Raw genomic sequence first — 22,293 nt, forward strand, 5'->3', positions numbered from 1 at the left:
AAACGCGCGTCTTATCTGCCTATTGTTTAGCGCAAGACGCGCCATAATCTGCCCATAACACCGTGGGATAGCGGATTAAGTGGCACCGCACCTCGAAGATAATCACAGGAAGTTATAGCTCATATGACTGATAAGAAAGCCAAAAGCGGCAAACGTAAGCTCCTGATACCCCTGTTACTGCTCGTAACAGTGGTTGCTTGCAGCGTGGCGGGCTATATGGTCTGGCACATGATGAAGTCCCCTGCTGACAGTGCGAAGGCTGAAAAACCTGCCGTGCCTGTCGCACCGGTCTTCTATGCGCTGGACACCTTCACCGTTAACTTAATCAATCCAGACAACGATCCCGATCGGGTGCTGTATGTTGGCTTTACGCTGCGTCTGCCTGACGAAGACACCCGTCGTCGCATTAACGACTATCTGCCGGAAGTTCGCAGCCGTCTGCTTTTGTTGCTCTCCCGCCAGGACGCTTCCGCGTTGAGCAGCGAGCAGGGCAAACAGGAACTGATGAAACAAATCAAAGCTGTACTGGCACCACCGCTGGTACAAGGTGAACCTCAGCAGGTTGTGAACGATGTTCTGTTCACTGCCTTTATCCTGAGGTAGACATTATGGGCGACAGCATTCTCTCACAAGCGGAAATCGACGCACTGCTCAATGGCGACAGCGACAGTGCGGCAGAAGAAACCACCACCAGCAAGGGCGATAACGACATTCGTCCGTATGATCCTAATACCCAGCGTCGCATGGTTCGCGAACGTCTGCAGGCGCTGGAGATCATCAACGAACGTTTTGCCCGCTCTTATCGCATGGCGTTGTTTAACCTGCTGCGCCGCAGCCCGGACATCACGGTAGGGGCGATTAAAATTCAGCCTTACCATGAGTTTGCCCGTAACCTGCCGGTGCCGACCAACCTGAACTTGATCCACCTGAAGCCGCTGCGCGGTACGGCGTTGGTGGTGTTCTCGCCAAGCCTGGTGTTTATCGCCGTGGATAACCTGTTTGGCGGTGACGGTCGTTTCCCGACAAAAGTGGAAGGCCGCGAGTTTACCGCGACCGAACAGCGGGTGATCCGCCGCATGCTGAAACTGGCCCTTGAAGGCTACAGCGAAGCGTGGAAGCCGATTTATCCGCTGGACGTAGAGTATGTGCGCTCAGAAATGCAGGTGAAGTTCACCAACATCACCACCTCGCCGAACGATATCGTGATCACCACGCCGTTCCAGGTCGAGATTGGTAACCTGGTCGGCGAGTTCAATATCTGTATCCCGTTCAGCATGATTGAGCCACTGCGTGAAACGCTGGTCAATCCACCGCTGGAGAACTCCCGTCAGGAAGACCAGAACTGGCGCGACACGCTGGTGAAGCAGGTTCAGCACTCCGAACTGGAGCTGATTGCCAACTTTGGTGAAGTGTCGATGCGCATTTCCCGTCTGCTGGCGCTGAAGCCAGGTGACGTTTTACCGATTGAAAAGCCGGACCGCATCATCGCCCATGTCGACGGCGTGCCGGTGTTAACCAGCCAGTACGGCACCCTTAACGGGCAGTACGCGCTGCGTGTGGAACATCTGATTAACCCGATTTTGAATTCGATGAACGAGGAACAGCCCGATGAGTGATACGAATAAGCCGTCCGAAGACGACATCTCCGCGGACGACCTGTGGGCTGACGCGATGAATGAGCAAGCTAGCACGCCGTCTTCTGAAGGGGTGTTTAAATCTCTGGAGAGCAACGATATCACCGGTTCGCTGCAGGATATCGATCTGATTATGGACATCCCGGTCAAACTGACCGTGGAGCTCGGCCGCACCAAAATGACCATTAAAGAGCTGCTGCGTCTGACTCAGGGTTCCGTGGTCTCACTGGAAGGCCTGGCGGGCGAGCCGCTGGATATCCTGATCAACGGCTATCTGATTGCGCAGGGTGAAGTGGTGGTGGTGGCCGATAAATACGGCGTGCGTATCACCGACATCATCACCCCGACCGAACGTATGCGTCGTCTGAGCCGCTAAATGAAGACCGGTTCACTCCAGCCAATACCAGCAGGTCAGCCTGCTGTGTCCACCGGTTCGATGCTGACGCAGGTCAGCAGCGTGCTGGCGGTGATTATCCTGCTGATCCTGGCCTGTGCCTGGATAGCAAAACGCTTTGGCTTTACGCCGAAACGCGGCATTCGCGGGCAAAGCAGCCTGACCGTCAGCGCCAGTTGCCAGGTTGGCCAGCGCGAACGCGTGGTGATTGTCGACGTGGAAGATGCCCGTTTGGTGCTGGGTGTGACCGGTCAACAGATTACCCATTTACATACCCTGCCGCCTAAACCGCAGCAGGAAAATCCGGAGCCTCCGGCTGCGACGGCAGACTTCCGTCAGGTGTTACAGTCCCTACTCAAACGCCCCGGTAAGCCATAATGAAACGCTTTCTTCCTCTGCTGGCGCTGTTTTTACTGATCGCGCCTGATGTGCACGCGCAGCTGCCTGGCCTGATGAGCCACCCAACCGCCAACGGCGGCCAGAGTTGGTCATTACCGGTACAGACGCTGGTCTTCATCACCTCGCTGACCTTCCTGCCCGCCATCCTGCTGATGATGACCAGCTTCACCCGCATCATTATCGTGTTTGGCCTGCTGCGTAACGCACTGGGCACGCCGTCCGCACCGCCGAACCAGGTGCTGCTCGGTCTGGCGCTGTTCCTGACCTTCTTTATTATGGGTCCAGTGTTCGACAAAATTTACCAGGATGCTTATCTGCCGTTCAGTCAGGACAAGATCAGCATGCAGGATGCGATTGATAAAGGGGCACAGCCGCTGCGTGAGTTTATGCTGCGCCAGACCCGTGAAGCCGACCTTGCGCTGTTTGCCCGTCTCTCCAACTCCCCGCCATTGCAGGGACCGGAAGCCGTGCCGATGCGTATTCTGTTACCCGCCTATGTCACCAGCGAATTGAAAACGGCTTTCCAGATTGGTTTTACCGTGTTTATCCCGTTTTTGATTATCGACCTGGTGGTTGCCAGCGTACTGATGGCGCTGGGGATGATGATGGTGCCACCGGCCACTATCTCACTGCCCTTTAAGCTGATGCTGTTTGTATTAGTTGACGGCTGGTCGCTGTTGGTCAGCTCGCTGGCGCAAAGTTTTTACAGTTAACCGTTTATTTGCCAAAAAAATTGAGGGCGGAGCCACTTCGCCCCGAAAAATGCACTTCCCTTTTATTTCTCCGGAGTCTCTATGACACCTGAATCGGTTATGGTTATCGGGCACGATGCAATGCAGGTTGCCCTGGCGGTTGCTGCCCCACTGCTGCTGGCCGCGTTGGTCAGCGGTCTGATTATCAGCCTGCTGCAGGCGGCGACCCAGATCAACGAACAGACCCTCTCTTTTATCCCGAAAATCCTCGCGGTTGTCGCCACTATGGTGATCGCCGGGCCGTGGATGCTGAATCTGGTACTCGACTATATGCGTACCCTGTTCACTAACCTCCCGTATATGATCGGTTAATGATTAACATCGACAGCAGTCAGCTGGTGTTCTGGATCAGCCAACTCTTCTGGCCGCTGGCGCGTGTACTGGCGTTGATCATGACCGCGCCACTGCTGAGCGAGAAATCCATCAGCAAGAAAGTGAAAATCGGCCTCGGCGTGATGATCACTTACGTTTTGCTGCCTTCTTTACCGCCGACAAACGTGACGCTGTTCTCAGTTGGCGGATTCTGGCTGTTGATTCAGCAAATTCTGATTGGTGTGGCGATAGGTTTTACGATGCAATTCGCCTTCGCTGCGGTGCGGACGGCGGGAGAAGTGATTGGTTTGCAAATGGGACTGTCCTTTGCCACGTTCTTCGATCCGGCCAGCCGTTTGAACATGCCGGTACTGGCACGATTTCTCGATATGCTGGCCATGCTGCTGTTTTTGTCCTTCAACGGACACCTCTGGCTGATCTCGATGGTTGCCGACAGTTTTCACACCTTGCCAATCGGCGGCGATCCGATCAACGGCAATGCTTTCCTTGCCCTGACCAAAGCGGCCAGTCTAATTTTCCTTAACGGTCTGCGATTAGCGCTACCGTTGATAACTCTGCTCCTCACCCTTAACCTGGCACTGGGTTTGTTAAACCGTGTTGCACCTCAACTGTCGGTTTTCGCTATTGGCTTCCCGGTCACCTTATCTATAGGGATCATCTTCATTAGCCTGATGATGCCCCTCCTCGCCCCATTCTGTGAGCATTTGTTCAGTGAAGTGTTTGATTTACTCGCCAGTGTACTCAGCGAGATGCCCGCCAGATAAATTAATGTATCCATAGATCATAATGTCGCTACTGTTAAGTATGTGAAATGTGTTTGTGCATTTTTCGAACCAAAATTATCAGAATTTCATTAAGGAAATTCTGATAAGTTAATTCGGACAATGAAAATTATTCTTATTAAATCCCAGTTAGCGTATTTTGATTTTCGAAACGGGTAGATTGTTACGGGAACGTTAACGTTCATAAAACAAACAACTGCCTGTTTTTACTGGAAATTTTATTTTTGGTGGTTTATCTTGTGTCAAACCGCATTTTGCGGCATTGTCAACACACCACACAGCGTCACACATTCGCATGACGAATGTTTTTTAGGAATCGTCCTATCAGACTTTTCTGTGTTTTGCGCGATAGTGGCGTGGCTCACAAAAAACATGCTGCATGCTGTGCTAAGAAAATTTGCCAGTCACTCATTCTGAACGTGGATTTTCAGCGTCGAAAGACTGGTTTTATCTGCTGACTAAACCTAAATATTACCTCGGGCATGGACAGATCTGACCAGTGGGCGCTCGCTCACACAGATTTACTGCCGGGTAAATAATAAGATCGTCATAAGAACAATTTACTCTTGTAACTACACAAACGCGTAATTCATCGTTGATTTAAACGGATAACAATTTGGTGAGGGTCGCTACAATGCCAACAATTATAATGGATTCATGCAGCTATACACGGCTAGGGCTTACCGATTATATGACTGTGAAGGGTGTTAAAAAGAAAAACATTACTTCCGTCACTGACATTGATCAATTACAAGCAAAATGCCAACAGTATCAGCCAGGCGTGGTTTTTATTAACGAAGATTGTTTCATTCATGAAGCAGATGCCAGTCAGCGCATAAGAAATATTATTATGCAGCATCCTGACACGCTGTTCTTTATCTTCATGGCCATATCTAACATCCATTTTGAGGAATATCTCTACGTTCGTAAGAACCTGATTATTACATCAAAATCGATTAAGCCGGCCACTCTGGATAATTTATTGCTTTCTTATTTTCAAAAGAAACTCAATGTTTCCCCGCGGTATTCCGCAGGTTTCGACGTGCATCCACTGACGCTGAGCCAAACAGAATCAAATATGCTTAAAATGTGGATGTCTGGCCACGATACAATTCAAATATCGGATAAAATGCAAATTAAGGCCAAGACGGTTTCCTCCCATAAAGGAAATATTAAACGCAAAATTAAAACACACAACAAACAAGTTATTTATCATGTGGTCCGTTTGACGGACAATGTCACCAGTGGCATTTATGTTAATGTGAGATAATCACATCCTGCACAGTAAAAATGCCGGCGTTTGCCGGCTTTTTCTTTTTTTGAGCAAAGTGTTAACCAGATCTCATTTCCCCGCTAAGCCTTTTCCGCCTGTTGCCGATGTTCTGTAGACAGACCGAAGCTCCCCGCTTCGCTTACCCCTTACAGAGAGCAAAAGGACATGAAATCATCACACCTCAATGCCGAACAAAACGGGATCAGTTTCTGGCAACATCTGCGACTGGTACCTTTATTTTCCGCGATCCTGGGTGGCATCCTGCTGTTGTTTGCCCTGTGTATTGCGCTGGCAAGCTATTTTCTTATCCAGAGTAATCAGTCACTGAAGGACGTCACGGAAGAAATTCAGGTCCGAATGGCGATTTCGAACAGTTCTAACCATTTACGTACCGCCCGCCTGAATATCATCCATGCCGGTGCCTCCGCCCGAATCGGCGAGATGGATGCCTTTAACGATAATGTTAAGCAAACCGAAAAGCGTATTCAGCAAGCGACGGAAAGCTTTAATGCTTACCTGAATCGTCGGGTGAAAACCCCGGAAGATATGGCGCTGGATGGCGAGCTGAAAACCAAATTCGATGCTTATGTCACTCAGGGCCTGTTGCCGATGGTGAAAAGCGCCAAAGACGGCAGTTTCGAAGGGGTGATTGCGCAGGAAACGGATTACACCCGTAAGTTTGATGATGCGTATAACGCCGTATTATTAAAAGCCATTGCCATTCGTACTCAACGCGCCGACGCCATTAATAAACAGGCCGAAGCACAAACCCGGCTGGGCTTTATTATGATGGCCGCCGCGTTTGCTGCCGCGCTGTTACTCACCCTGGCGACCTTTATCTTCCTGCGTCGTGTGGTGATCACGCCACTGCGTCAGGCGGTTGAGCGAATTGAACATATTTCCCGTGGCGATTTGACCGCGCCGCTGCAAAACTGGGGAAGAAGTGAAATCGGCACGCTGGGCAGCAATCTGCAAAATATGCAGCAGTCGCTGGTGAAAACCGTCGGCACCGTCCGTGAAGGTGCGGTGGCGATTTATCAGGGTTCCAGCGAAATCTCCGCCGGCAACACCGACCTCTCCTCGCGCACCGAACAGCAGGCCGCCGCGCTGGAACAGACCGCAGCCAGTATGGAACAGCTGACCGCCACGGTGAAACAGAATGCCGAGAACGCGCATCATGCCAGCCAGCTGGCCGCCGATGCCTCAGGTAAAGCCAGTCAGGGCGGCGAAATTGTCTCTGGCGTGATCAGCACCATGAACAATATCTCCACCAGCTCGAAGAAAATTGCCGAAATCACCACGGTGATCAACAGCATCGCCTTCCAGACCAATATTCTGGCGCTGAATGCGGCGGTCGAAGCCGCCAGGGCGGGAGAACAGGGTCGCGGTTTTGCCGTGGTCGCCAGCGAAGTGCGTAACCTGGCCCAACGCAGTGCGGGCGCGGCGAAAGAGATTGAAGGATTGATTTCTGAATCGGTGGAGTTGATTGGTAAAGGGTCTTCGCAGGTCAGCCATGCCGGCGACACCATGACCGACATTGTCGGTGCGGTGCGCCGTGTTACCGACATTATGGCCGAGATTGCCGCCGCCTCTGATGAACAGAGTCGCGGTATCCAGCAGGTCAGCCTGGCGGTGACCGAAATGGATAACGTGACGCAGCAGAACGCCTCGCTGGTTGAGGAAGCCTCAGCGGCCGCCTCTTCTCTGGAAGAACAGGCTTCACGCCTGACCCAGGCCGTTGCCGCCTTCCATCTGAGTGACAGCGCGCCACGCCGCGTAGCGCAGCCGGTTCACGCGGTTCAGCCTAAAGCCGCGCTGGCCACCGGCCGCCCTGCGCTGGCGAACAGCGACAACTGGGAAACCTTCTGATCGAAAAGGGGCGAACTTTTCAGTTCGCCCCTTCACTTCAATAACGCGCTGCCGGGTCAGAGGCAGCAGGATCGCAACACCGTTCCAGCCGTCAGGCTTCCGGATGTGGCTCCACAAAGATGCCATCGCTATGCCCAATCTCATTGAAGAACCAAATCCCCAGCGGATAGTCTTCCAGCGCAACCAGAAACATCGTTCCCTCACTGAAATCTTCTACAGCCAGCACTTTGCCCGGTCGGCGTGGGCCTCCGTCGGTTTTGACCGTGACCCGATCGTTCACTTTCATTGCGTTCCTCCCTTGATAGATGCGCTAAGTTTAACCGAAATTAACGCCTCTGGCAGTGGAGTCATTTAACGACGTGCAATTACCCACACCGCGTGGATAATTCCCGGGATATAGCCGCAAAGCGTTAACAGGATATTCAGCCAGAACGCGCCGCCGAAACCGACCTGCATGAACACCCCAACTGGCGGTAAAATAATCGCAATAATGATACGTAAAAGGTCCATGTCGCCTCCATAGCGTGGATTGAAACTTATTATTGTCTAATCGACTGATAAGTATAGCCGTTATGCATAATGCCGCCCGGTGGCAGCGTGTAAAACAACGTAATGTCTGGCGCAACGCCTCTTTTCACTTTCTTAACGTTTCGCGGTGGGACTTCTGACAGGGAGATTGCATACACTCTCCCCACTGCACCATCCCCAAAGGCGCAGTCAACCTAAAAGTAACAAGGATTTTTGCCCGCGCAGCGCGGGCTTTTTTTTGCCTGTTTCCCGCCTCCCCTTTCCTTCCCGCCATCTATACTCAGTTGATACGATCGGCTGAGGAACTCCGTGATGACTATTGCAAAAGAGTACAGCGACAACGTTCAGCGTGAAGTCAATATTGACGTTGAGGCGTTACTGGAAGCGATCCAGGATCGTTCCAGCGGCGAGGTCAAAGAGTTTATGGATAATGACCGCGCGCACAAAATCAGGGTGGATGGTCGGGAGTACCGTTCGTACACCGAACTGGCCGACGCCTTCGAACTCGATATCCGCGATTTTACGGTTTCGGAAGTGAACAGATAAAAAAAATCCCGGCCATCTGGCCGGGAATGAAAAATTCATTTGAAATTCGTTACAGAGGAAATTCTCTGACTGCAGCAGAGTACCTGACTTCTCTACTAAGACAAGTCCCAAGTTTCGCCAAAGTTGTACAGGATTGTGAAAATTGTACATGGCGTAAATCGGTCAACCCAATGCTGCCGCGTGTTGAGACGGCATTCTCATTTTATTTTGCCCTTGTACAACCCCCGCTATTTTTTAGGATAATTCTCATCACTTCTCCGGCCTTAACGGACAGTATTTCTGCGCTTCAGCCTTCGGAGTCTCCAGCCGGAGTTATACTCTCTGATTATCCTGCATTTTTATCGTTGTGAACGAGGAGGATGGCTTATGCCCACGCTGAATGATCCCCTGATGATTGTGACGGATTTAGATGGCTCCCTGCTCGATCATCATACCTACAGTTGGCAGCCTGCTCAGCCCTGGCTGGATCGCCTTAATGAGCAGCAGATCCCGGTGGTCATTTGTTCCAGTAAAACCGCCGCCGAAATCCTGCCGCTTCAGCGCCAGCTGGGTCTGACCGGCGCACCCTATATTGCGGAAAATGGCGCCATTATCCATTGGGAAGGGTTTAAGGACGCCCTGGCTCAACCGACACAAAAGGGTTACACCGAGATTTGCCAGACCCTGCACGCGCTGCGCGACCGCTATCACTTCAAGTTCACCGGTTTTGCCGATGTGACCGAACAGGAAGTGGCTGACTGGACCGGGTTGACGCTGCATAACGCCTCGCTGGCGCGCATGCGTGAAGGATCGGAAAGCCTGATCTGGCGGGACACCGAACAACAGTTCACGGCCTTTAAGCAGGCGCTGGCCGCCGAGCAGCTGGGCCTGTTGCAGGGAGGACGTTTCTGGAGTGTCACCAATCAGGGTGCGGGAAAAGGCGCGGCGCTGGACTTTTTGCTCAGCCACTACCCGAATCCATCCGGCCAACACTGGCTGACGGTGGGCTTAGGCGACGGTCCCAATGATGCGCCGATGCTGGATAAAGTCGATTTTGCCGTCATTATTAAGGGTTACAGTAAAACACCCGTCACGCTGCAGCGTGAAGATAACGAGCACGTTTTCCACAGTGCGTATTTCGGCCCTGAAGGCTGGAGTGAAGGTCTTACGCACTTTTTAAACCAGGGGTGAGGATCGGCCTGCTGCCGATAACCCGCCATTAAGGGGAATGCGATGAGTGATTTTTTCCAGAACGGCGTAATTACCAACTTCCATAACCTCACCGGCCGGCCGGTTGAGGAACTTGAGAAGGATTTGGTGCGTTTCTCCAAAAAGCGCAAAATGGCGTTAATCCTGCCTTCTTTATTCTCTGAACTGGAAGGACCGGCGTTAAGCAACATCGTTGACGAGCTGGCGAAAGTCCCCTATCTCGAAGAGATTGTGATTGGCCTCGACAAGGCTGACCGTGAGCAGTTTCTGTTTGCCCGTGAGTTCTTCTCGCGGTTGCCACAACGGCACCGTATTTTGTGGAACGATGGACCGCGTCTGAAAGCGCTGGATGCGGAACTGGATAAAGAAGGCCTGTCGCCGTCACAGCCGGGTAAAGGACGCAACGTCTGGTTCTGTACCGGCTACACGCTGGCCTCAGACAAGTCCTCCTGCGTTGCGCTGCATGACTGCGACATTGTCACCTACGAGCGCGGCATGCTGGCACGTCTGCTCTATCCGCTGGCCAATCCCTCGTTCCAGTATGAGTTCTGCAAAGGTTTCTATGCCCGCGTGGCGGATAACAAGCTGAATGGCCGCGTGGGCCGCCTGCTGGTTGGCCCGCTGCTGCGCTCACTGCAAAAAGTGTATGGCCATTCTGAGTATCTGGATTACCTCTCCAGCTTCCGTTATCCGCTCTCCGGTGAATTCGCCATGCGCACGCACGTGCTCAACGGCATCAAGATCCCTGGCGACTGGGGACTGGAAATCGGCGTGCTGTCAGAAATTTACCGCAACTACACCACCCGACAGAGTTGTCAGGTCGAGATTGCCGATAATTATGACCACAAGCATCAGCCATTATCGGAAGAGGATGGCACCGGTGGCTTGCGCAGGATGAGCAATGACATTGTGCAGTCGCTGCTGCGTAAGATGGCGACGATGGGCGTGAACATCACCAGCGACTCGTTCCGCGTGCTGAAAGCGACCTATTACCGCAATGCGCTGGATATGATGGAAGTTTATAACCACGAAGCGACGATGAACGGGCTGAAGTTCGATCAGCATGCCGAGGAAGCGGCGGTTGAGATGTTTACCCAGTCGATTCTGGATGCTGGTCAGTCGTTTATTGAACGGCCAAACGAGAAGCCTTTTATCCCGAGCTGGAGTCGGGTTCAGTCAGCGTTCCCGGATATTCTGCATCGGATTTATGACGCGGTAGAAGAGGATAACGCCGGCAACGTGTAATTATCGCGCCTGACGGCAGTGCAATTCAGGAAAGAAAAAGCAGGACGAGAGCGACTTCGTCCTGCTTTTTGGTGCTAGCTGGCAAGTTGGCTCTCGCCAGTGAGCAAAGGTGAGAGTTCTTCCTCCCTGAAGGCTTCGCGACGAACGCTGTGACCGTCATACCAGCGACACTCAACCATGCCACTGGCATAGCCTGTCACCACCATCGCCGGACCACCACTTTTAAGCTGCACTTCCTGACTGACCATGATCATAACTGACCCTCATGTTTGCAGACCTGACACCGGGAACTTCAGGTATAGCAGGCGGGCCAGTATTATTCTGTTAATGGGGAGTAAAACTTATGTTAAATCCCGATAAACCGCTCAATTTAAGGCAAATAAAAAAGGCGAATAAGCTAAGTTATTCGCCTTTTAAGGGAAAGTACTGGCGCTCTGGCGTCAGATTTTACAACCTTCACAATCCGCTTCATCACCTAAGTCGGCAGGCACTTCACTGGCCTTTTTTTCCGCATTGGCTTCGGCTTGTTCCAGCTCGGCATCAATATCAAATTCAAAAATGTCGTCTTTCATCATCACTCCAGAGTTCTTGCTCGCGAATAAGCTGCCTTTATACTGATTTACCCCGCATCCTGGCAACCAAATTCACCACCAACAGCACGATTGACCCCACAATCAGGCCCAGTACCAGGTGCGCCAGATTGCTCATTACCGAGGCAAGTAGCCCGGCAAAATCAGCGGTGTAATGCTCGATAAAGTGATGAATGGCCGGCACGCCATGGGCAATGATGCCACCGCCAACCAGGAACATGGCAATGGTGCCCACCACGGTCAGGATCTTCATCATCCACGGCGCCATCGCCAGCAGTGCACCGCCAATGGCTTTCGCCACCGCCGAGGATTTCTCCTGCAGCCACATGCCCAGATCGTCAATTTTCACGATGCCGGCCACAATCCCGTACACGCCCACCGTCACCAAAATGGCCACGCCCGCCAGTATTAACACCTGGTTCATTAACGGTGCTTCAGAGACGATGCCCAGAGTAATGGCGACAATTTCTGCCGACAGAATGAAGTCGGTCCGAATCGCGCCTTTGACCTTCTTCTTCTCAAACTCTGCCGCATTTTGCTGGGAGAGTTTTTTGATGCGCGCTTCTCTCGCCTCCGGGGTGTTCGCCGACTTGTCCTTGTGCAGACTGTGCAGCACCTTCTCGAAGCCTTCGTAACACAGGTAAGCCCCGCCAACCATCAGCAAAGGGGTGATTGCCCAGGGCGCAAACGCACTGATCACCAACGCCAGCGGCACCAGGATCAGCTTATTGAGGAAAGATCCTTTGGCGACGCCCCAGACCACGGGAAGTTCGCGATTGGCCTTAACGCCGCTAACCTGCTGCGCGTTCAGCGAAAGATCGTCCCCAAGCACGCCAGCGGTCTTCTTTACCGCCACCTTCCCCATTACCGAAATATCATCCAGCAGCGTGGCAATATCGTCCAAAAGTGTCAGTAAGCTCGTTCCTGCCAAAATTACGTTCCTTATTAGTGTTCATCGTGCTGACAACAGGGACAAACCTGTATTTCGGCCACTGCCATATCGGCAATACCGTCGCAATCCCACTCAACGCGGATCGGTTGCCCTTCGGCCTGATGGTGATGTAGGTATTTACTCACCGGGCTTTCGGTCATTCCGCTTATCTCTTCGGTTGCCACCAGGTGTTCACCGACAAATATCCGTGCGGTCGCATGGGTATTCACCATGCGCTCGCCGCTGATTTTATACAGCCGTCTTACCGTGAGTTTGATACTGGCCATGGTTTACCCTGCCGAGAGATGTTAAAGAGTGTGATCTAAACAATTATGAACGAGGGATGCAACTTGTGTGACGCTAATCGTCCTTCTGCCGGAAAAAAAGTGTTTTATCATCTGGTTGAAACGTTTTTTTAGCGTTAAGTTAACCCTCCTTTAACAGGCCGAGAAAAATATCATGTTACGCCGTGCTCCTGCCCTGCTGCCGCTGTTGGCCGCGCTGTTCGCCCTCTACTTTATCTGGGGATCGACCTACTTCGTGATTAAAGTGGGCGTTGCCAGCTGGCCGCCGATGATGCTGGCAGGTCTGCGTTTTCTGCTGGCCGGTGTCGTGTTGCTGGTGTTCCTGCTGCTGCGTGGCGAAAAACTGCCAGGCTGGCGTCCTGCGCTAAACGCCGCCCTGGTCGGCATCATGCTGCTGGCGATTGGTAACGGTGCGGTGACGGTGGCTGAGCACCAGAATGTCCCTTCCGGCATTGCAGCGGTGATGGTGGCGACGGTGCCGCTGTTTGCGATGTGCTTTAGCCGACTGTTCGGCATTCAGACCCGCTGGATTGAGTGGTTGGGGATTGCCGTTGGGCTGGTTGGCATCGTGCTGCTGAATAGCGGCGGCCATCTGGGGGGAAATCCCTGGGGCGCGCTGATGATCCTACTGGGCTCATTAAGCTGGGCGTTTGGATCCGTCTGGGGCTCACGCATCAATCTGCCACACGGCATGATGGCAGGTGCGGTGGAAATGCTGACCGCTGGTATCGTCCTGCTGATCGCCAGCACCGTAAGCGGTGAGCATCTGACCACCCGTCCGGGGATTGAAGGATTGCTGGCACTGGGTTATCTGAGCTTGTTTGGCTCGGTGATCGCCATTAACGCCTATATGTACCTGATCCGCAATGTGCCGCCGGCCATCGCCACCAGCTACGCCTATGTGAATCCGGTGGTGGCCGTGCTGCTGGGGATTGGATTTGGCGGTGAGAGCCTGACGTCAAGAGAGTGGCTGGCATTAGGGATTATTGTGCTGGCGGTCATTCTGGTGACGCTGGGCAAGTATCTGTTCCCGGCCAAGCCCACCGTAAAGCCTTGCGTATTGGGCGAGTAACGCGGCCCTTAAATCTGCCGGATCCCCTGGGAATCGATCTCTCCGTTTCCCTTTCCGGCACAGATCCACTCTTCCAGCCGGCTGGTCATCGCGTCTTCTTCCAGCCGCGTTTTGCCCCGCAACGCGCATTCCCACACCAGCAACACCTTCCAGCCCGCCGCGCTCAATTCGGCAATATAGCGCTTATCTCGCGCGACATTGCTGTCGATTTTCCCCAGCCAAAATGCCGTCCGCGTCGCCGGGACCTTAAACAGATGGCAATGGTGTTTGTGCCAGAAACAGCCGTGGACGAAGATAATGGTGTGATACTCATCCAGCACAAAATCGGGCCGGCCCGGCAGCGCCTTGTCCTGCACCCGATAGTGCAAGCCAAGGCCGGTCAGCAACTCTGCCAGCCGGGTTTCAATCGCCGTATCGCGCGTGCGGATCGCGCGCATGTTTTTGCTGCGGATTTCAGAGGAGTGAACGTCGGCCATTGTTATCATCCTTATGCTTTGGCTAAGTATAGCCCAGCTTAGGATCAGGCCAGTTAACGCTGCTTCACCGCCAACGCTATCCACGGCTGGAGCAGCTTAGCCACCGCCGCAAACGCCGGCACGACCACCGAATTACCGAACTGGCGGTAAGACTGGGTATCTGAAACCGGAATGCGGAAGCGGTAACTGCCCGGCGCTTCGAAGCCCATCAGCCTGGCGCACTCTCTTGGCGTCAGACGGCGCGGACGGCGCAGCTGATTTTCGGGCTGGTCAAAATCGACTTCACCCAGCTGACGATCCCATCCGCGATCGATAAGAATTTCAGAGCCGTCTTTGTAATAGCGCGCGGAGAGCGTACGCACCACGCCGGTTTCCACCTGCGGATCGACCAGGCCATAGCCAAAGCCGTTACCCTTTGCCTGATGCTTTTTGGCGTAGTTATAAAGGTATTTCCATAAGGTCGGCGTCAGAATGTATTTGGAGTCAACCTCGGGCTCCATTAAGGCCCGTAGCGGGATGCGCTGTTTGGGATAAAGCGTGGACAGCGCCTTCAGGGTGAATTCCGGCAGTTTCAGATCGCGACGCATCCCGACCAGCACAATACGTTCGCGATGCTGCGGCAGGAAATGTTTGCCATCAATGATCTTGGGATCCCCGGCGCCGCTGGCGTCGGCATCTGCCACGTCATAGCCCAGCTCATCCAGCGTGTCCATGATGATGCGGAAGGTTTTACCCTTATCGTGGCTCTTCAGATTTTTGACGTTTTCCAGCACGAAGATCGCCGGCTTTTTGGCGGTGATAATCCTCGCCACGTCGAAAAACAGCGTGCCCTGCGCTTCACATTCAAATCCATGGGCGCGGCCCAGCGCATTTTTCTTCGACACGCCGGCCAGTGAAAACGGCTGGCAGGGGAATCCGGCCAGCAGCACATCATGGTCAGGCACCTGCTTATCGATATGTTGATAAGCCTGCTGCTCACTCACCGCCGGATTGCCGCTCAGGGTGACGTCGCGGATATCCTGATTAAAGCGGTGTGCGTCAGGATCGCAATACCAGTTGGCTTTATAGGTTCTGACCGAATATTTGTTCCACTCGCTGGTGAACACGCACTGGCCGCCAATGGCCTCAAAGCCACTGCGAATGCCGCCGATGCCGGCAAACAGATCGATAAAGCGGAAGGCATAATGCGGATGATGAGCGGGAGGTGTCGGCAGCAGCTGGCTTAGCGCCTGATGTTCGGCTTCAGTCAGCGGCGTTGCGGCGCTTTTACCGCTCATCCAGCGACTCAGGCTGTCGCGCGTCCAGCCATGCTGGCTGGCTTGCTGTAATTCCGCCAGGACCCGTTTTTGGTCATAAATCGCCAGCACGCTGTGCAGTAACTCGCAGTCCTGATCAAATTTCTGCTGGCTTGCCTGTTCGGCTAACGGCAGCGCCACGCTGTCAAACTCGCTCATAATCACCCGACATCAATAAGTAAACGCCTGCAGTCTATCACTTCGCTGCGCCCGCGCCAGGCGGAAAAAAGATCGGGCAAGCTGGCGGCGCATTAAATCTGATAAAGGACGTTAAGACCGGGAGGATGGACATCGGCAAAAGGAGGCGTAACGAGTTGATGATGTAGATTGTGGCAGGAAGGAAGCCCCTCGCCAAAGTGAGGGGCACAAACAGGCGACCTACTTCTTCTTTTTAGATTTTTTCAGTAACGCGCGAATTTGTTTAAGCTCGCTGGCATTCAGCTGCTCATCGGTCTCTTCAGCTGTGCCCTGATTATCGACGGCGGTGTGTTCCACGGCGGTCAGGCTGTTTTGCAGACGCTGGCAAACTTCCTGACTCAGGGAGATTTGGTTTTCCAACGCCAGTGATTTAAGGGTTTCTTTTAAAGTGGGGTCAATCTTGATCGTAAGGCTTACGTTATCGGTCATCACTGATTCTCCTGAAAAATGTCCCAGATAACGTAGCCTGTATTGTGCGATTTAACTATACAGTCATAAAAATTTAATATTTCTATGAAACCGGACTAAATTCTCGTAACACGTCTTCATCGAGGGCGCAGAAATCCCCTTTCAATTCCGCACACAGCTTGGCCATGTAGGTCACCAGAAAACGGGCATTGTGTTCAGCCAGACGTTTACCTTCGACGGTTTGCATGGTGTCAGGCAGGCGCAACAATTTCTTCTGGAAATGGTCCAGCGCCCATTCGGTATCATTTAGCTGTCGTTCACGTCCCAGCGGATCGGCACTGTCGAACAGTGAACGCCCCAGCGCGCCAGAAACATAAAACACCCGCGCTAATCCAATCGCGCCTAATGATTCCAGACGGTCGGCATCCTGCACGATCTTTGCTTCCAGCGTTTCAGCGGTTACGCCGGCACTGAAGCTGTGAGCATGAACCGCGTGGGCCACCGCTTCGTATTTGTCTTTGGGGAAATCAGGAAAGACCTCGCGCAATACGCGGCGGGTCTCGACCGCGGCCTGCGCAGACGCCAGATGACGTTCCGGGTGATTTTTCGGCAGGTTCACAATATCGTGGAAATAACAGCCGGTAAGCACAACCAGCTCATCTGCCTCGGTGCCATTCATAATACGCTGTGCTGTCTGCCAGACCCGGCGCAAATGGGCCACGTCGTGGGCTTTATCATCCTGTGGCCAGGTCTCATGGAGCCAGCTTTCAAAACGCAGTTGCCAGTTAATAAGCGACATAGACTTCTCCTTATTGTTTGGACTTGTAGAGATGTCAGTGGGTGAAGGCCAGTCCACTGCTGGAAACCCGCCTGTACCAATTGGTCAAAAACGAGATCCACATCATGTTTATAACGCTAATTTTAACGGAATCACAACATATTTCGTCTTTTCAGCCTTTTGCCATAGGAAAATTTATTGATTAATTTTCAGGCAAATGGTTAAACAGACATAATGAACGCCGTGAAATTAACTGTCGGCTTTTATGCAAAGAGTGAGATAGAATTAACGCTACCCGACAATCTCTTATTTTGGGGCATTTTTACCTCGCGACGGTACGCTGTTTCAGCATCTGCACTGTAAGAGATTGTAAAGACGACATATGTCAAATTTGTTACCCCGCCTTTATTTTAGGGGATCATCTTGGGTAAGACCGGGTAGGACGACCTGATCATTCAGCAGGTGCGATGGCCCTAACCTGGCAGTGAAATCAACAAGCACAGCTAATGTTTACCTAAATTTTTGATTCTGGTATTTTTCTTCAGGCTAATGTTCAGATTATTCTGTCTTGTCTTTTTAGCGTTGCTGTGTTCATCGGTTCAACATGTAAGTAACAGAGGTCAAACCATGAAAGAACGCCCGATTTTGTTTAGCGATCAACGGGTGCGAGCGCTGCTCTCAGGCCAACAGAGCCAAACTCGGCGCATTATGAAGTCACAACTCTTTGGTCCCGGACAGGATAACCATGAGGGGTGCTATGGTATTGATGTGCTGAATAATCACCTGCAAGGCAACCGGGTTATGGGCATGGAAAACTTAAGTTACCACTGCCCTTACGGACAACCCGGCGACAGGCTTTGGGTCCGTGAAACCTGGCGCGGCCCGGTTATCGAGCCTGACGAAATGGCGGAATATCAGCGTTCGCCAGCGGCATTTAAAAGCGCGCGTTATTGCCAGTACCGTGCCGATACCAGCCAGTTCGCAACCGCCGAGCTGGATGAACAAGAGCAGTTTGGCTGGCAGGCCGGCATTCATATGCCCCGCTGGGCAAGCCGTATCGATCTGGTGGTCACCGGCATTCGTGTCGAGAAAATTCAGGATATCAGCGATGACGATGTGATCGCCGAGGGTGTGCAAACCGACTCCCATTTCCTGAATAACTTTTTCACCATGCACAGCGAAGCGGTTTCCAGCAAAGATGCCTATCGTAAACAATGGGCGTTACAGTATGGTGGCACCAGCTGGGAAGTTAACCCCTGGGTCTGGGTGATTGAGTTCGAACGCGTCTGAGGCGAAAGGCCGCTTTTTTGTACTTCATCACAGACACTGCTGGTTTTAAGTGATTGAATATGCGCCTTAAAGCCAGCGCATCCCACATTCAGCTTTCTTTCTTATGCACTGTTGCTGCCACGCAGCAGTTGCGTAAGACGGTGCGCTACGGCATGGTAAAGATCCCTTCAGCGAACCGGGTGCATCATGATCAAATGGCCGTGGAAAACCGACGAAGATGCCAGAAACGCCCTGCCCTGGCAGCAGGCAATGGCGATCCCCTTACTTGGCGCGCTAACCGATGCTGAACAGACATCGCTAATCTCATTAGCGAAACGCTTTCTACAGCAAAAACGCCTGGTCCCGCTGCAAGACTTCCAGCTTGATGAACTGAAAAGCACCCGCCTGGCACTGATCTTCTGCCTGCCCGTGTTGAATCTGGGTTATGACTGGCTGGACGGTTTTCACGAAGTGCTGCTCTACCCTTCCCCTTTTATGGTCGACGATGAATGGCAGGATGAATTTGGTCTGGTTCACCATGAAAAAATGGTGCATTCGGGTCAGAGCTGGCAGCAAGGTCCGGTGGTGCTGAACTGGCTGGATGTGCAGGACTCCTGGGATCTTTCCGGTTATAACCTGATTATTCACGAAGTGGCGCACAAGCTCGACAGCCGCGGTAGCGGTCATGCCAATGGCGTGCCGTCGATTGCGTTGCGTGATGTGGCGGGTTGGGAGCAGGATTTGCAGGCGGCGATGAAGGATATTCAGGATGAGATTGATACCGTCGGTGAGAACGCTGCCAGCATTGATGCCTATGCCGCCAGCGATGCCGCCGAATGCTTCGCCGTATTATCGGAGTACTTCTTCACTGCGCCGGACATTGTGCAGGATCGTTTCCCCAGCCTCTATCAACGCTTTAGCCAGTTTTACCGCCAGGATCCGGCAAAACGCTATTCAGACGCGCAATCCCGTCAAAATGACCGTGGAATTGTTCACTAATACGTCGGGTTGATTTAATCCTAGCCAGTTGAAAGCTAGCGTGTTTTTTGCTGTTGACACACCTGGGCTACCCCGCTAATATGCGCCCCATCGAAACCGATTCCTCTGTAGTTCAGTCGGTAGAACGGCGGACTGTTAATCCGTATGTCACTGGTTCGAGTCCAGTCAGAGGAGCCATATTAGAAAAGCCCGCTTAAGGAAACTTAAGCGGGCTTTTTGTTTTTGCGCGTATCAATCGTGGCGGGATCAGACGTCCTTCATCAAAAGCGATGTGCTTTCGATGCTGCGCTTGGTGGCTTTGAAAAATATAGCGTTTATCGTTATTCAGGGCTTTCAGCCAAGAAGCGATATTGCTATCGTGCTGGACCTCTCCGGTAATATTCAGATCCGCCATCAGGAACGTGCTTCCCAGCCAGGCGATCCACTCCTCAAACGCCCCCCCTCACTGGCGAGCATCCCTTTTATTTCAGTGTTCTGGCGGTTTTTACCGCGCTATCGATAACCCGCTCATGCAGGCTGGTGGCGTAGCGTAGTAGTTGGCGGCATCAGCATAAAATATCGTTGTGGTAACTACTAATTTAGCAATGCACGCTTCTCGCTCTAAGCCAATCACACTAGTGTCAGACAAGGTCCGCTGTCCGTTATGAGCTGTGAGTTCAACCGATGGATGCAACACGCAGATTGAACCGCTCTGCGGGTGATTCATAGTCTAGCGTTTTTCCCGGCCTTTCATTTAGCTGTCTGGCAACACTGTTAAGTCTTTGCTGGCTGTGAACCGATAAGTCAGTTCCTTTTGGAAAATATTGTCTGAGCAGCCTGTTCGTATTTTCATTTGAGCCACGTTGCCAGGGAGATCGAGGATCACAGAAATAAATCTGAATGTCTGTCGCTACAGTAAACCGAGTGAGGCTTGTCATTTCAGCGCCTAGATCCCATGTTAGTGTTTTATAAAGCTCAACAGGTAATTCCCGGGCTTGTTTGATGAGTGCAGATATAACAATTATGGTTTTGTTGTCCCTGATTTTGACCATCATAACAAAGCGGGAATGGCGTTCAACGAGGGTGACGATATAGGAGTTTTTCGAGCCCTGGATCAGGTCACCTTCTCATTGACCTGGTATGGCTCTTTCTGCGGCTTCAGGTGGCCTTTCGCTGATAGGTATCGCATTCGGGATTGGCCCTAATCCTTTCCCTTTAAGTGATGACGTTCTGGATCTACGCACTGCTCTTCCGCTTCTGAAGCATTGCTGCAGTTCTTTTTTTAATGCTCCCCGGGTTTGTATAAAAAGCGTTTTATAAATCGCTTCGTGTGACACATGCATTTCCTAATTATCCGGATAACAGCGTTTCAGACAACCGGCGATTTGTTCCGGCGACCAGTCCTGATGCATCTTCTCTGCAATGATTTTAGACAATGTGGGGCTTTCAATTAGCTTGCAAGGTTTTGGTCTCAGAGCACTTTCCCACGCAGCAGTATCCGCTTTTGCTGCACGGTATTGTTTTGCACCTCCGTGCCTCTTGATCTCGCGGCTAATCGTTGAGGGGGCTCTTGATAATTTGTCTGCGATGTCCCTGATGCTACGTTTTGCTACCAGTCCTCTGGATATATCCTCTCTTTCATCAAGCGAAAGCGCTAACCGGTGCCGCTTACGTACAGGAGGACGATATCCACCAGTCTGGTGGATAGTGGGCATGATAGAAGAATGATATCTGTCGAACATTCTGGCGATATCATGCAGGGAATCACCCTGCTTATACCTGTCCCAGATAATCGCTTTCTGTTCAGGCGTGTAGTTAATTCGCGTTCTTCGTTTCATGGCAACGCCCCCCTTTGATTAAGGATAGCGTTGCATCGACCCGTTGAACTCACAGCGAGGAGCGGACATCTCCCTCGGTTACGGGGTTCGCAGTGTATGAATCAGCGAGGAACAGGTCAGCACGTTTACTGACGCAAGAATAATCCGGACAGCGAAACTATACCCCATGAGGGTGAAAATGGAATCAATGAATCCCTGTGCAGCACGTAATATAAGCCTGAAAATGCATTTAACGGTGAGTAAAGTGGAAATAACGAGGTCAGAGTAACACTGCGGACCAACCGTTAAATATGAGCACCGTTAGCTACTGGGGATAACTAACGATGATGTGGCTTTAGCATTAGGGAATATGTTACAAGAAGTCTAGGGTTCTATTATTTACTTTTCACTTTCAACATTATTTATTTTATCTTTAACAATTTCTTCAATATCTTTAATCAGCCCTTCACATATTCCGAGAATTTCAGTTTGAGTGGCCTTTGATACAAAAACACGAATAAAGAATTTAACATAGTGATATGGTTGAAGCACTTCGTTACAATCACGCAATTCATTTATTTTATACTTTCCATTTATTTCTTTTTTAATTATTTTGGCTTGGCTTTCCTCAATGTCTTTGAAGTTATCTTCAATCTGAAAATCAAGGACCCATTCATTTCCACTTATAGCATTTCCGAGAATGACTTTGATCTTTTCAGATATTTCCTTTTTGCACTCCTTGAATGTATTATTTGAAAGTCTAACATTGGAAAATGTGTGTTTTTTTTCATATATTTTTTTCCACACATTTCTACTAACAATATCATCGATTATTTTTATTGAATCTTCATTTAATTTACTTTTAAGCGTATGCTCTAAAAACTTCTTGTCTGGATTGCTTAGATAAAAATTTTTGATCAAATCAATGATTTTATCTTCAGTCTCTAAAGATATAACACTAACAGCACCTGAGCCAGAACACGCTTTGTTAAGCATGGCAGATAACGCGCGATTGGTTTTATGAAAATAAACTTGACTATAAAGACCGCTTCTTGCATTGGCAAACTCTAGAATTGAATCCATACCACTTTCTTTATATGCCAAGTAAATATTATTTTCAACCTCAACAGGGATAAACGACATTAGCAATCGTCCATAATCATAAATCCCGTACTTAACACCTGAGAAGTAGCTATCTCTCAGTAAGTAGTCCATTCTATCTGCATCTATAGG

Annotated in this window: 26 protein-coding genes, 1 tRNA gene and 3 pseudogenes; 16 read left to right on the top strand and 14 right to left on the bottom strand. The window is 51.4% G+C overall.

Features of this window, described 5'->3' with window-relative positions; genetic code table 11:
• The first annotated feature begins 123 nt into the window (after positions 1 to 123).
• The 9 genes from fliL to EBC_RS15085 all read left to right on the top strand — a co-directional run bounded on the left by fliL (position 124) and on the right by EBC_RS15085 (position 7,436).
• Positions 124 to 603 carry a flagellar basal body-associated protein FliL gene (gene fliL / locus EBC_RS15045; RefSeq protein WP_013202679.1) on the top strand — a complete coding sequence of 160 codons (480 nt, stop codon included), beginning with the start codon at positions 124 to 126 and terminating at the stop codon, positions 601 to 603.
• 5 nt (positions 604 to 608) lie between these two features.
• On the top strand, positions 609 to 1,616 hold the full coding sequence (gene fliM / locus EBC_RS15050) for a flagellar motor switch protein FliM (protein ID WP_013202680.1): 1,008 nt from the start codon (positions 609 to 611) through the stop codon (positions 1,614 to 1,616).
• Complete coding sequence (gene fliN, locus EBC_RS15055; RefSeq protein ID WP_013202681.1) at positions 1,609 to 2,010, top strand: flagellar motor switch protein FliN; 402 nt, start codon at positions 1,609 to 1,611, stop codon at positions 2,008 to 2,010. Before fliM ends, fliN begins: the two co-directional genes overlap by 8 nt.
• Positions 2,011 to 2,406, top strand: coding sequence for a flagellar biosynthetic protein FliO (gene fliO / locus EBC_RS15060; RefSeq protein ID WP_013202682.1), 396 nt, complete (start codon positions 2,011 to 2,013; stop codon positions 2,404 to 2,406).
• Positions 2,406 to 3,140 carry a flagellar type III secretion system pore protein FliP gene (gene fliP, locus EBC_RS15065; RefSeq protein WP_013202683.1) on the top strand — a complete coding sequence of 245 codons (735 nt, stop codon included), beginning with the start codon at positions 2,406 to 2,408 and terminating at the stop codon, positions 3,138 to 3,140. Before fliO ends, fliP begins: the two co-directional genes overlap by 1 nt.
• 81 nt (positions 3,141 to 3,221) lie before the next feature.
• The gene (fliQ, locus tag EBC_RS15070) at positions 3,222 to 3,491 is read left to right on the top strand and encodes a flagellar biosynthesis protein FliQ (RefSeq protein ID WP_013202684.1); all 270 of its coding nucleotides are present in this window, start codon (positions 3,222 to 3,224) and stop codon (positions 3,489 to 3,491) included.
• Positions 3,491 to 4,276, top strand: a complete 786-nt coding sequence (gene fliR, locus EBC_RS15075) for a flagellar biosynthetic protein FliR (protein WP_013202685.1) — start codon at positions 3,491 to 3,493, stop codon at positions 4,274 to 4,276. The genes fliQ and fliR overlap by 1 nt, the downstream gene beginning before the upstream one ends.
• A 652-nt stretch (positions 4,277 to 4,928) precedes the next feature.
• On the top strand, positions 4,929 to 5,564 hold the full coding sequence (gene rcsA, locus EBC_RS15080) for a transcriptional regulator RcsA (protein ID WP_013202686.1): 636 nt from the start codon (positions 4,929 to 4,931) through the stop codon (positions 5,562 to 5,564).
• Between the two features lie 168 nt (positions 5,565 to 5,732).
• Entirely contained in the window at positions 5,733 to 7,436 is a 1,704-nt protein-coding gene (locus EBC_RS15085) for a methyl-accepting chemotaxis protein (RefSeq protein WP_013202687.1), read from the top strand.
• Between the two features lie 91 nt (positions 7,437 to 7,527).
• On the opposite strand, the gene dsrB is transcribed toward EBC_RS15085, so the two are convergent.
• Together dsrB and EBC_RS24825 are read right to left on the bottom strand one after the other, a co-directional pair.
• A complete protein-coding gene (dsrB, locus tag EBC_RS15090) occupies positions 7,528 to 7,722 on the bottom strand; it encodes a protein DsrB (RefSeq protein WP_013202688.1) in 195 nt (64 codons plus the stop codon).
• 65 nt (positions 7,723 to 7,787) lie between these two features.
• Entirely contained in the window at positions 7,788 to 7,946 is a 159-nt protein-coding gene (locus tag EBC_RS24825) for a YqaE/Pmp3 family membrane protein (RefSeq protein WP_013202689.1), read from the bottom strand.
• 330 nt (positions 7,947 to 8,276) lie between these two features.
• On the opposite strand from EBC_RS24825, the gene yodD reads away from it, so the two are divergent.
• The 3 genes from yodD (at position 8,277) to EBC_RS15110 (ending at position 10,943) form a co-directional block, all read left to right on the top strand.
• On the top strand, positions 8,277 to 8,510 hold the full coding sequence (gene yodD / locus EBC_RS15100; protein ID WP_013202690.1) for a YodD family peroxide/acid resistance protein: 234 nt from the start codon (positions 8,277 to 8,279) through the stop codon (positions 8,508 to 8,510).
• A gap of 366 nt (positions 8,511 to 8,876) precedes the next feature.
• Positions 8,877 to 9,680 (top strand): mannosyl-3-phosphoglycerate phosphatase-related protein, encoded by an 804-nt coding sequence (locus tag EBC_RS15105; RefSeq protein ID WP_013202691.1) that lies wholly within the window; start codon positions 8,877 to 8,879, stop codon positions 9,678 to 9,680.
• A 42-nt stretch (positions 9,681 to 9,722) separates the two neighbouring features.
• On the top strand, positions 9,723 to 10,943 hold the full coding sequence (locus EBC_RS15110; RefSeq protein WP_013202692.1) for a glycosyltransferase family protein: 1,221 nt from the start codon (positions 9,723 to 9,725) through the stop codon (positions 10,941 to 10,943).
• Positions 10,944 to 11,017: 74 nt separating this feature from the next.
• Here EBC_RS15110 and EBC_RS15115 read toward each other — a convergent pair whose 3' ends face one another.
• The 4 genes from EBC_RS15115 to EBC_RS15125 form a co-directional block, all read right to left on the bottom strand.
• A complete protein-coding gene (locus EBC_RS15115; protein ID WP_013202693.1) occupies positions 11,018 to 11,197 on the bottom strand; it encodes a YodC family protein in 180 nt (59 codons plus the stop codon).
• A 186-nt stretch (positions 11,198 to 11,383) separates the two neighbouring features.
• A complete protein-coding gene (locus EBC_RS26245; RefSeq protein WP_013202694.1) occupies positions 11,384 to 11,515 on the bottom strand; it encodes a hypothetical protein in 132 nt (43 codons plus the stop codon).
• Positions 11,516 to 11,552: 37 nt separating this feature from the next.
• A complete protein-coding gene (locus EBC_RS15120; RefSeq protein ID WP_013202695.1) occupies positions 11,553 to 12,464 on the bottom strand; it encodes a DUF808 domain-containing protein in 912 nt (303 codons plus the stop codon).
• A 14-nt stretch (positions 12,465 to 12,478) separates the two neighbouring features.
• Positions 12,479 to 12,751 (bottom strand): hypothetical protein, encoded by a 273-nt coding sequence (locus EBC_RS15125; RefSeq protein ID WP_013202696.1) that lies wholly within the window; start codon positions 12,749 to 12,751, stop codon positions 12,479 to 12,481.
• Positions 12,752 to 12,923: 172 nt separating this feature from the next.
• Here EBC_RS15125 and yedA point away from each other — a divergent pair, with 172 nt between their 5' ends.
• Positions 12,924 to 13,841, top strand: a complete 918-nt coding sequence (yedA, locus tag EBC_RS15130) for a drug/metabolite exporter YedA (protein ID WP_013202697.1) — start codon at positions 12,924 to 12,926, stop codon at positions 13,839 to 13,841.
• A gap of 8 nt (positions 13,842 to 13,849) precedes the next feature.
• Here the strand turns inward: yedA and EBC_RS15135 are convergent, their stop codons facing one another.
• The 4 genes from EBC_RS15135 to EBC_RS15150 all read right to left on the bottom strand — a co-directional run bounded on the left by EBC_RS15135 (position 13,850) and on the right by EBC_RS15150 (position 17,017).
• On the bottom strand, positions 13,850 to 14,317 hold the full coding sequence (locus tag EBC_RS15135) for a very short patch repair endonuclease (RefSeq protein ID WP_013202698.1): 468 nt from the start codon (positions 14,315 to 14,317) through the stop codon (positions 13,850 to 13,852).
• A gap of 53 nt (positions 14,318 to 14,370) precedes the next feature.
• A complete protein-coding gene (locus EBC_RS15140; protein WP_013202699.1) occupies positions 14,371 to 15,771 on the bottom strand; it encodes a DNA cytosine methyltransferase in 1,401 nt (466 codons plus the stop codon).
• Positions 15,772 to 15,990: 219 nt separating this feature from the next.
• Positions 15,991 to 16,239 carry a hypothetical protein gene (locus EBC_RS15145; RefSeq protein ID WP_013202700.1) on the bottom strand — a complete coding sequence of 83 codons (249 nt, stop codon included), beginning with the start codon at positions 16,237 to 16,239 and terminating at the stop codon, positions 15,991 to 15,993.
• A gap of 82 nt (positions 16,240 to 16,321) precedes the next feature.
• Positions 16,322 to 17,017 carry a phosphohydrolase gene (locus EBC_RS15150; protein WP_013202701.1) on the bottom strand — a complete coding sequence of 232 codons (696 nt, stop codon included), beginning with the start codon at positions 17,015 to 17,017 and terminating at the stop codon, positions 16,322 to 16,324.
• Between the two features lie 606 nt (positions 17,018 to 17,623).
• On the opposite strand from EBC_RS15150, the gene EBC_RS15155 reads away from it, so the two are divergent.
• The 3 genes from EBC_RS15155 (at position 17,624) to EBC_RS15165 (ending at position 19,441) form a co-directional block, all read left to right on the top strand.
• Positions 17,624 to 18,286 carry a hypothetical protein gene (locus EBC_RS15155; protein WP_013202703.1) on the top strand — a complete coding sequence of 221 codons (663 nt, stop codon included), beginning with the start codon at positions 17,624 to 17,626 and terminating at the stop codon, positions 18,284 to 18,286.
• 186 nt (positions 18,287 to 18,472) lie between these two features.
• Positions 18,473 to 19,264, top strand: coding sequence for a DgsA anti-repressor MtfA (gene mtfA, locus EBC_RS15160; RefSeq protein ID WP_013202704.1), 792 nt, complete (start codon positions 18,473 to 18,475; stop codon positions 19,262 to 19,264).
• Positions 19,265 to 19,365: 101 nt separating this feature from the next.
• Positions 19,366 to 19,441 (top strand) — tRNA-Asn (locus EBC_RS15165).
• Between the two features lie 83 nt (positions 19,442 to 19,524).
• Here EBC_RS15165 and EBC_RS26335 read toward each other — a convergent pair.
• From EBC_RS26335 to EBC_RS26165, 4 genes and pseudogenes are all read right to left on the bottom strand, one after another.
• Positions 19,525 to 19,791: pseudogene (locus EBC_RS26335) on the bottom strand (zincin-like metallopeptidase domain-containing protein); the annotation flags it as partial.
• A gap of 129 nt (positions 19,792 to 19,920) precedes the next feature.
• Positions 19,921 to 21,081: pseudogene (locus EBC_RS15175) on the bottom strand (IS30 family transposase).
• Between the two features lie 118 nt (positions 21,082 to 21,199).
• Positions 21,200 to 21,357 (bottom strand): annotated as a pseudogene (locus tag EBC_RS25150) (transposase); the annotation flags it as partial.
• Between the two features lie 102 nt (positions 21,358 to 21,459).
• Complete coding sequence (locus tag EBC_RS26165; protein ID WP_013202707.1) at positions 21,460 to 22,275, bottom strand: HD domain-containing protein; 816 nt, start codon at positions 22,273 to 22,275, stop codon at positions 21,460 to 21,462.
• Positions 22,276 to 22,293 lie beyond the last annotated feature (18 nt).

The sequence above is a fragment of the Erwinia billingiae Eb661 genome, assembly GCF_000196615.1.
GTDB lineage: Bacteria > Pseudomonadota > Gammaproteobacteria > Enterobacterales > Enterobacteriaceae > Erwinia > Erwinia billingiae.

What these genes read in the sequence shown, in the direction of transcription:
- fliL (WP_013202679.1), top strand. Translation starts at nt 124, where the DNA reads ATGACTGATAAGAAAGCCAAAAGCGGCAAACGTAAGCTCCTGATACCC.
- fliM (WP_013202680.1), top strand. Translation starts at nt 609, where the DNA reads ATGGGCGACAGCATTCTCTCACAAGCGGAAATCGACGCACTGCTCAAT.
- fliN (WP_013202681.1), top strand. Translation starts at nt 1,609, where the DNA reads ATGAGTGATACGAATAAGCCGTCCGAAGACGACATCTCCGCGGACGAC.
- fliO (WP_013202682.1), top strand. Translation starts at nt 2,011, where the DNA reads ATGAAGACCGGTTCACTCCAGCCAATACCAGCAGGTCAGCCTGCTGTG.
- fliP (WP_013202683.1), top strand. Translation starts at nt 2,406, where the DNA reads ATGAAACGCTTTCTTCCTCTGCTGGCGCTGTTTTTACTGATCGCGCCT.
- fliQ (WP_013202684.1), top strand. Translation starts at nt 3,222, where the DNA reads ATGACACCTGAATCGGTTATGGTTATCGGGCACGATGCAATGCAGGTT.
- fliR (WP_013202685.1), top strand. Translation starts at nt 3,491, where the DNA reads ATGATTAACATCGACAGCAGTCAGCTGGTGTTCTGGATCAGCCAACTC.
- rcsA (WP_013202686.1), top strand. Translation starts at nt 4,929, where the DNA reads ATGCCAACAATTATAATGGATTCATGCAGCTATACACGGCTAGGGCTT.
- EBC_RS15085 (WP_013202687.1), top strand. Translation starts at nt 5,733, where the DNA reads ATGAAATCATCACACCTCAATGCCGAACAAAACGGGATCAGTTTCTGG.
- dsrB (WP_013202688.1), bottom strand. Translation starts at nt 7,722, where the DNA reads ATGAAAGTGAACGATCGGGTCACGGTCAAAACCGACGGAGGCCCACGC.
- EBC_RS24825 (WP_013202689.1), bottom strand. Translation starts at nt 7,946, where the DNA reads ATGGACCTTTTACGTATCATTATTGCGATTATTTTACCGCCAGTTGGG.
- yodD (WP_013202690.1), top strand. Translation starts at nt 8,277, where the DNA reads ATGACTATTGCAAAAGAGTACAGCGACAACGTTCAGCGTGAAGTCAAT.
- EBC_RS15105 (WP_013202691.1), top strand. Translation starts at nt 8,877, where the DNA reads ATGCCCACGCTGAATGATCCCCTGATGATTGTGACGGATTTAGATGGC.
- EBC_RS15110 (WP_013202692.1), top strand. Translation starts at nt 9,723, where the DNA reads ATGAGTGATTTTTTCCAGAACGGCGTAATTACCAACTTCCATAACCTC.
- EBC_RS15115 (WP_013202693.1), bottom strand. Translation starts at nt 11,197, where the DNA reads ATGATCATGGTCAGTCAGGAAGTGCAGCTTAAAAGTGGTGGTCCGGCG.
- EBC_RS26245 (WP_013202694.1), bottom strand. Translation starts at nt 11,515, where the DNA reads ATGAAAGACGACATTTTTGAATTTGATATTGATGCCGAGCTGGAACAA.
- EBC_RS15125 (WP_013202696.1), bottom strand. Translation starts at nt 12,751, where the DNA reads ATGGCCAGTATCAAACTCACGGTAAGACGGCTGTATAAAATCAGCGGC.
- yedA (WP_013202697.1), top strand. Translation starts at nt 12,924, where the DNA reads ATGTTACGCCGTGCTCCTGCCCTGCTGCCGCTGTTGGCCGCGCTGTTC.
- EBC_RS15135 (WP_013202698.1), bottom strand. Translation starts at nt 14,317, where the DNA reads ATGGCCGACGTTCACTCCTCTGAAATCCGCAGCAAAAACATGCGCGCG.
- EBC_RS15140 (WP_013202699.1), bottom strand. Translation starts at nt 15,771, where the DNA reads ATGAGCGAGTTTGACAGCGTGGCGCTGCCGTTAGCCGAACAGGCAAGC.
- EBC_RS15145 (WP_013202700.1), bottom strand. Translation starts at nt 16,239, where the DNA reads ATGACCGATAACGTAAGCCTTACGATCAAGATTGACCCCACTTTAAAA.
- EBC_RS15150 (WP_013202701.1), bottom strand. Translation starts at nt 17,017, where the DNA reads ATGTCGCTTATTAACTGGCAACTGCGTTTTGAAAGCTGGCTCCATGAG.
- EBC_RS15155 (WP_013202703.1), top strand. Translation starts at nt 17,624, where the DNA reads ATGAAAGAACGCCCGATTTTGTTTAGCGATCAACGGGTGCGAGCGCTG.
- mtfA (WP_013202704.1), top strand. Translation starts at nt 18,473, where the DNA reads ATGATCAAATGGCCGTGGAAAACCGACGAAGATGCCAGAAACGCCCTG.
- EBC_RS26165 (WP_013202707.1), bottom strand. Translation starts at nt 22,275, where the DNA reads ATGGACTACTTACTGAGAGATAGCTACTTCTCAGGTGTTAAGTACGGG.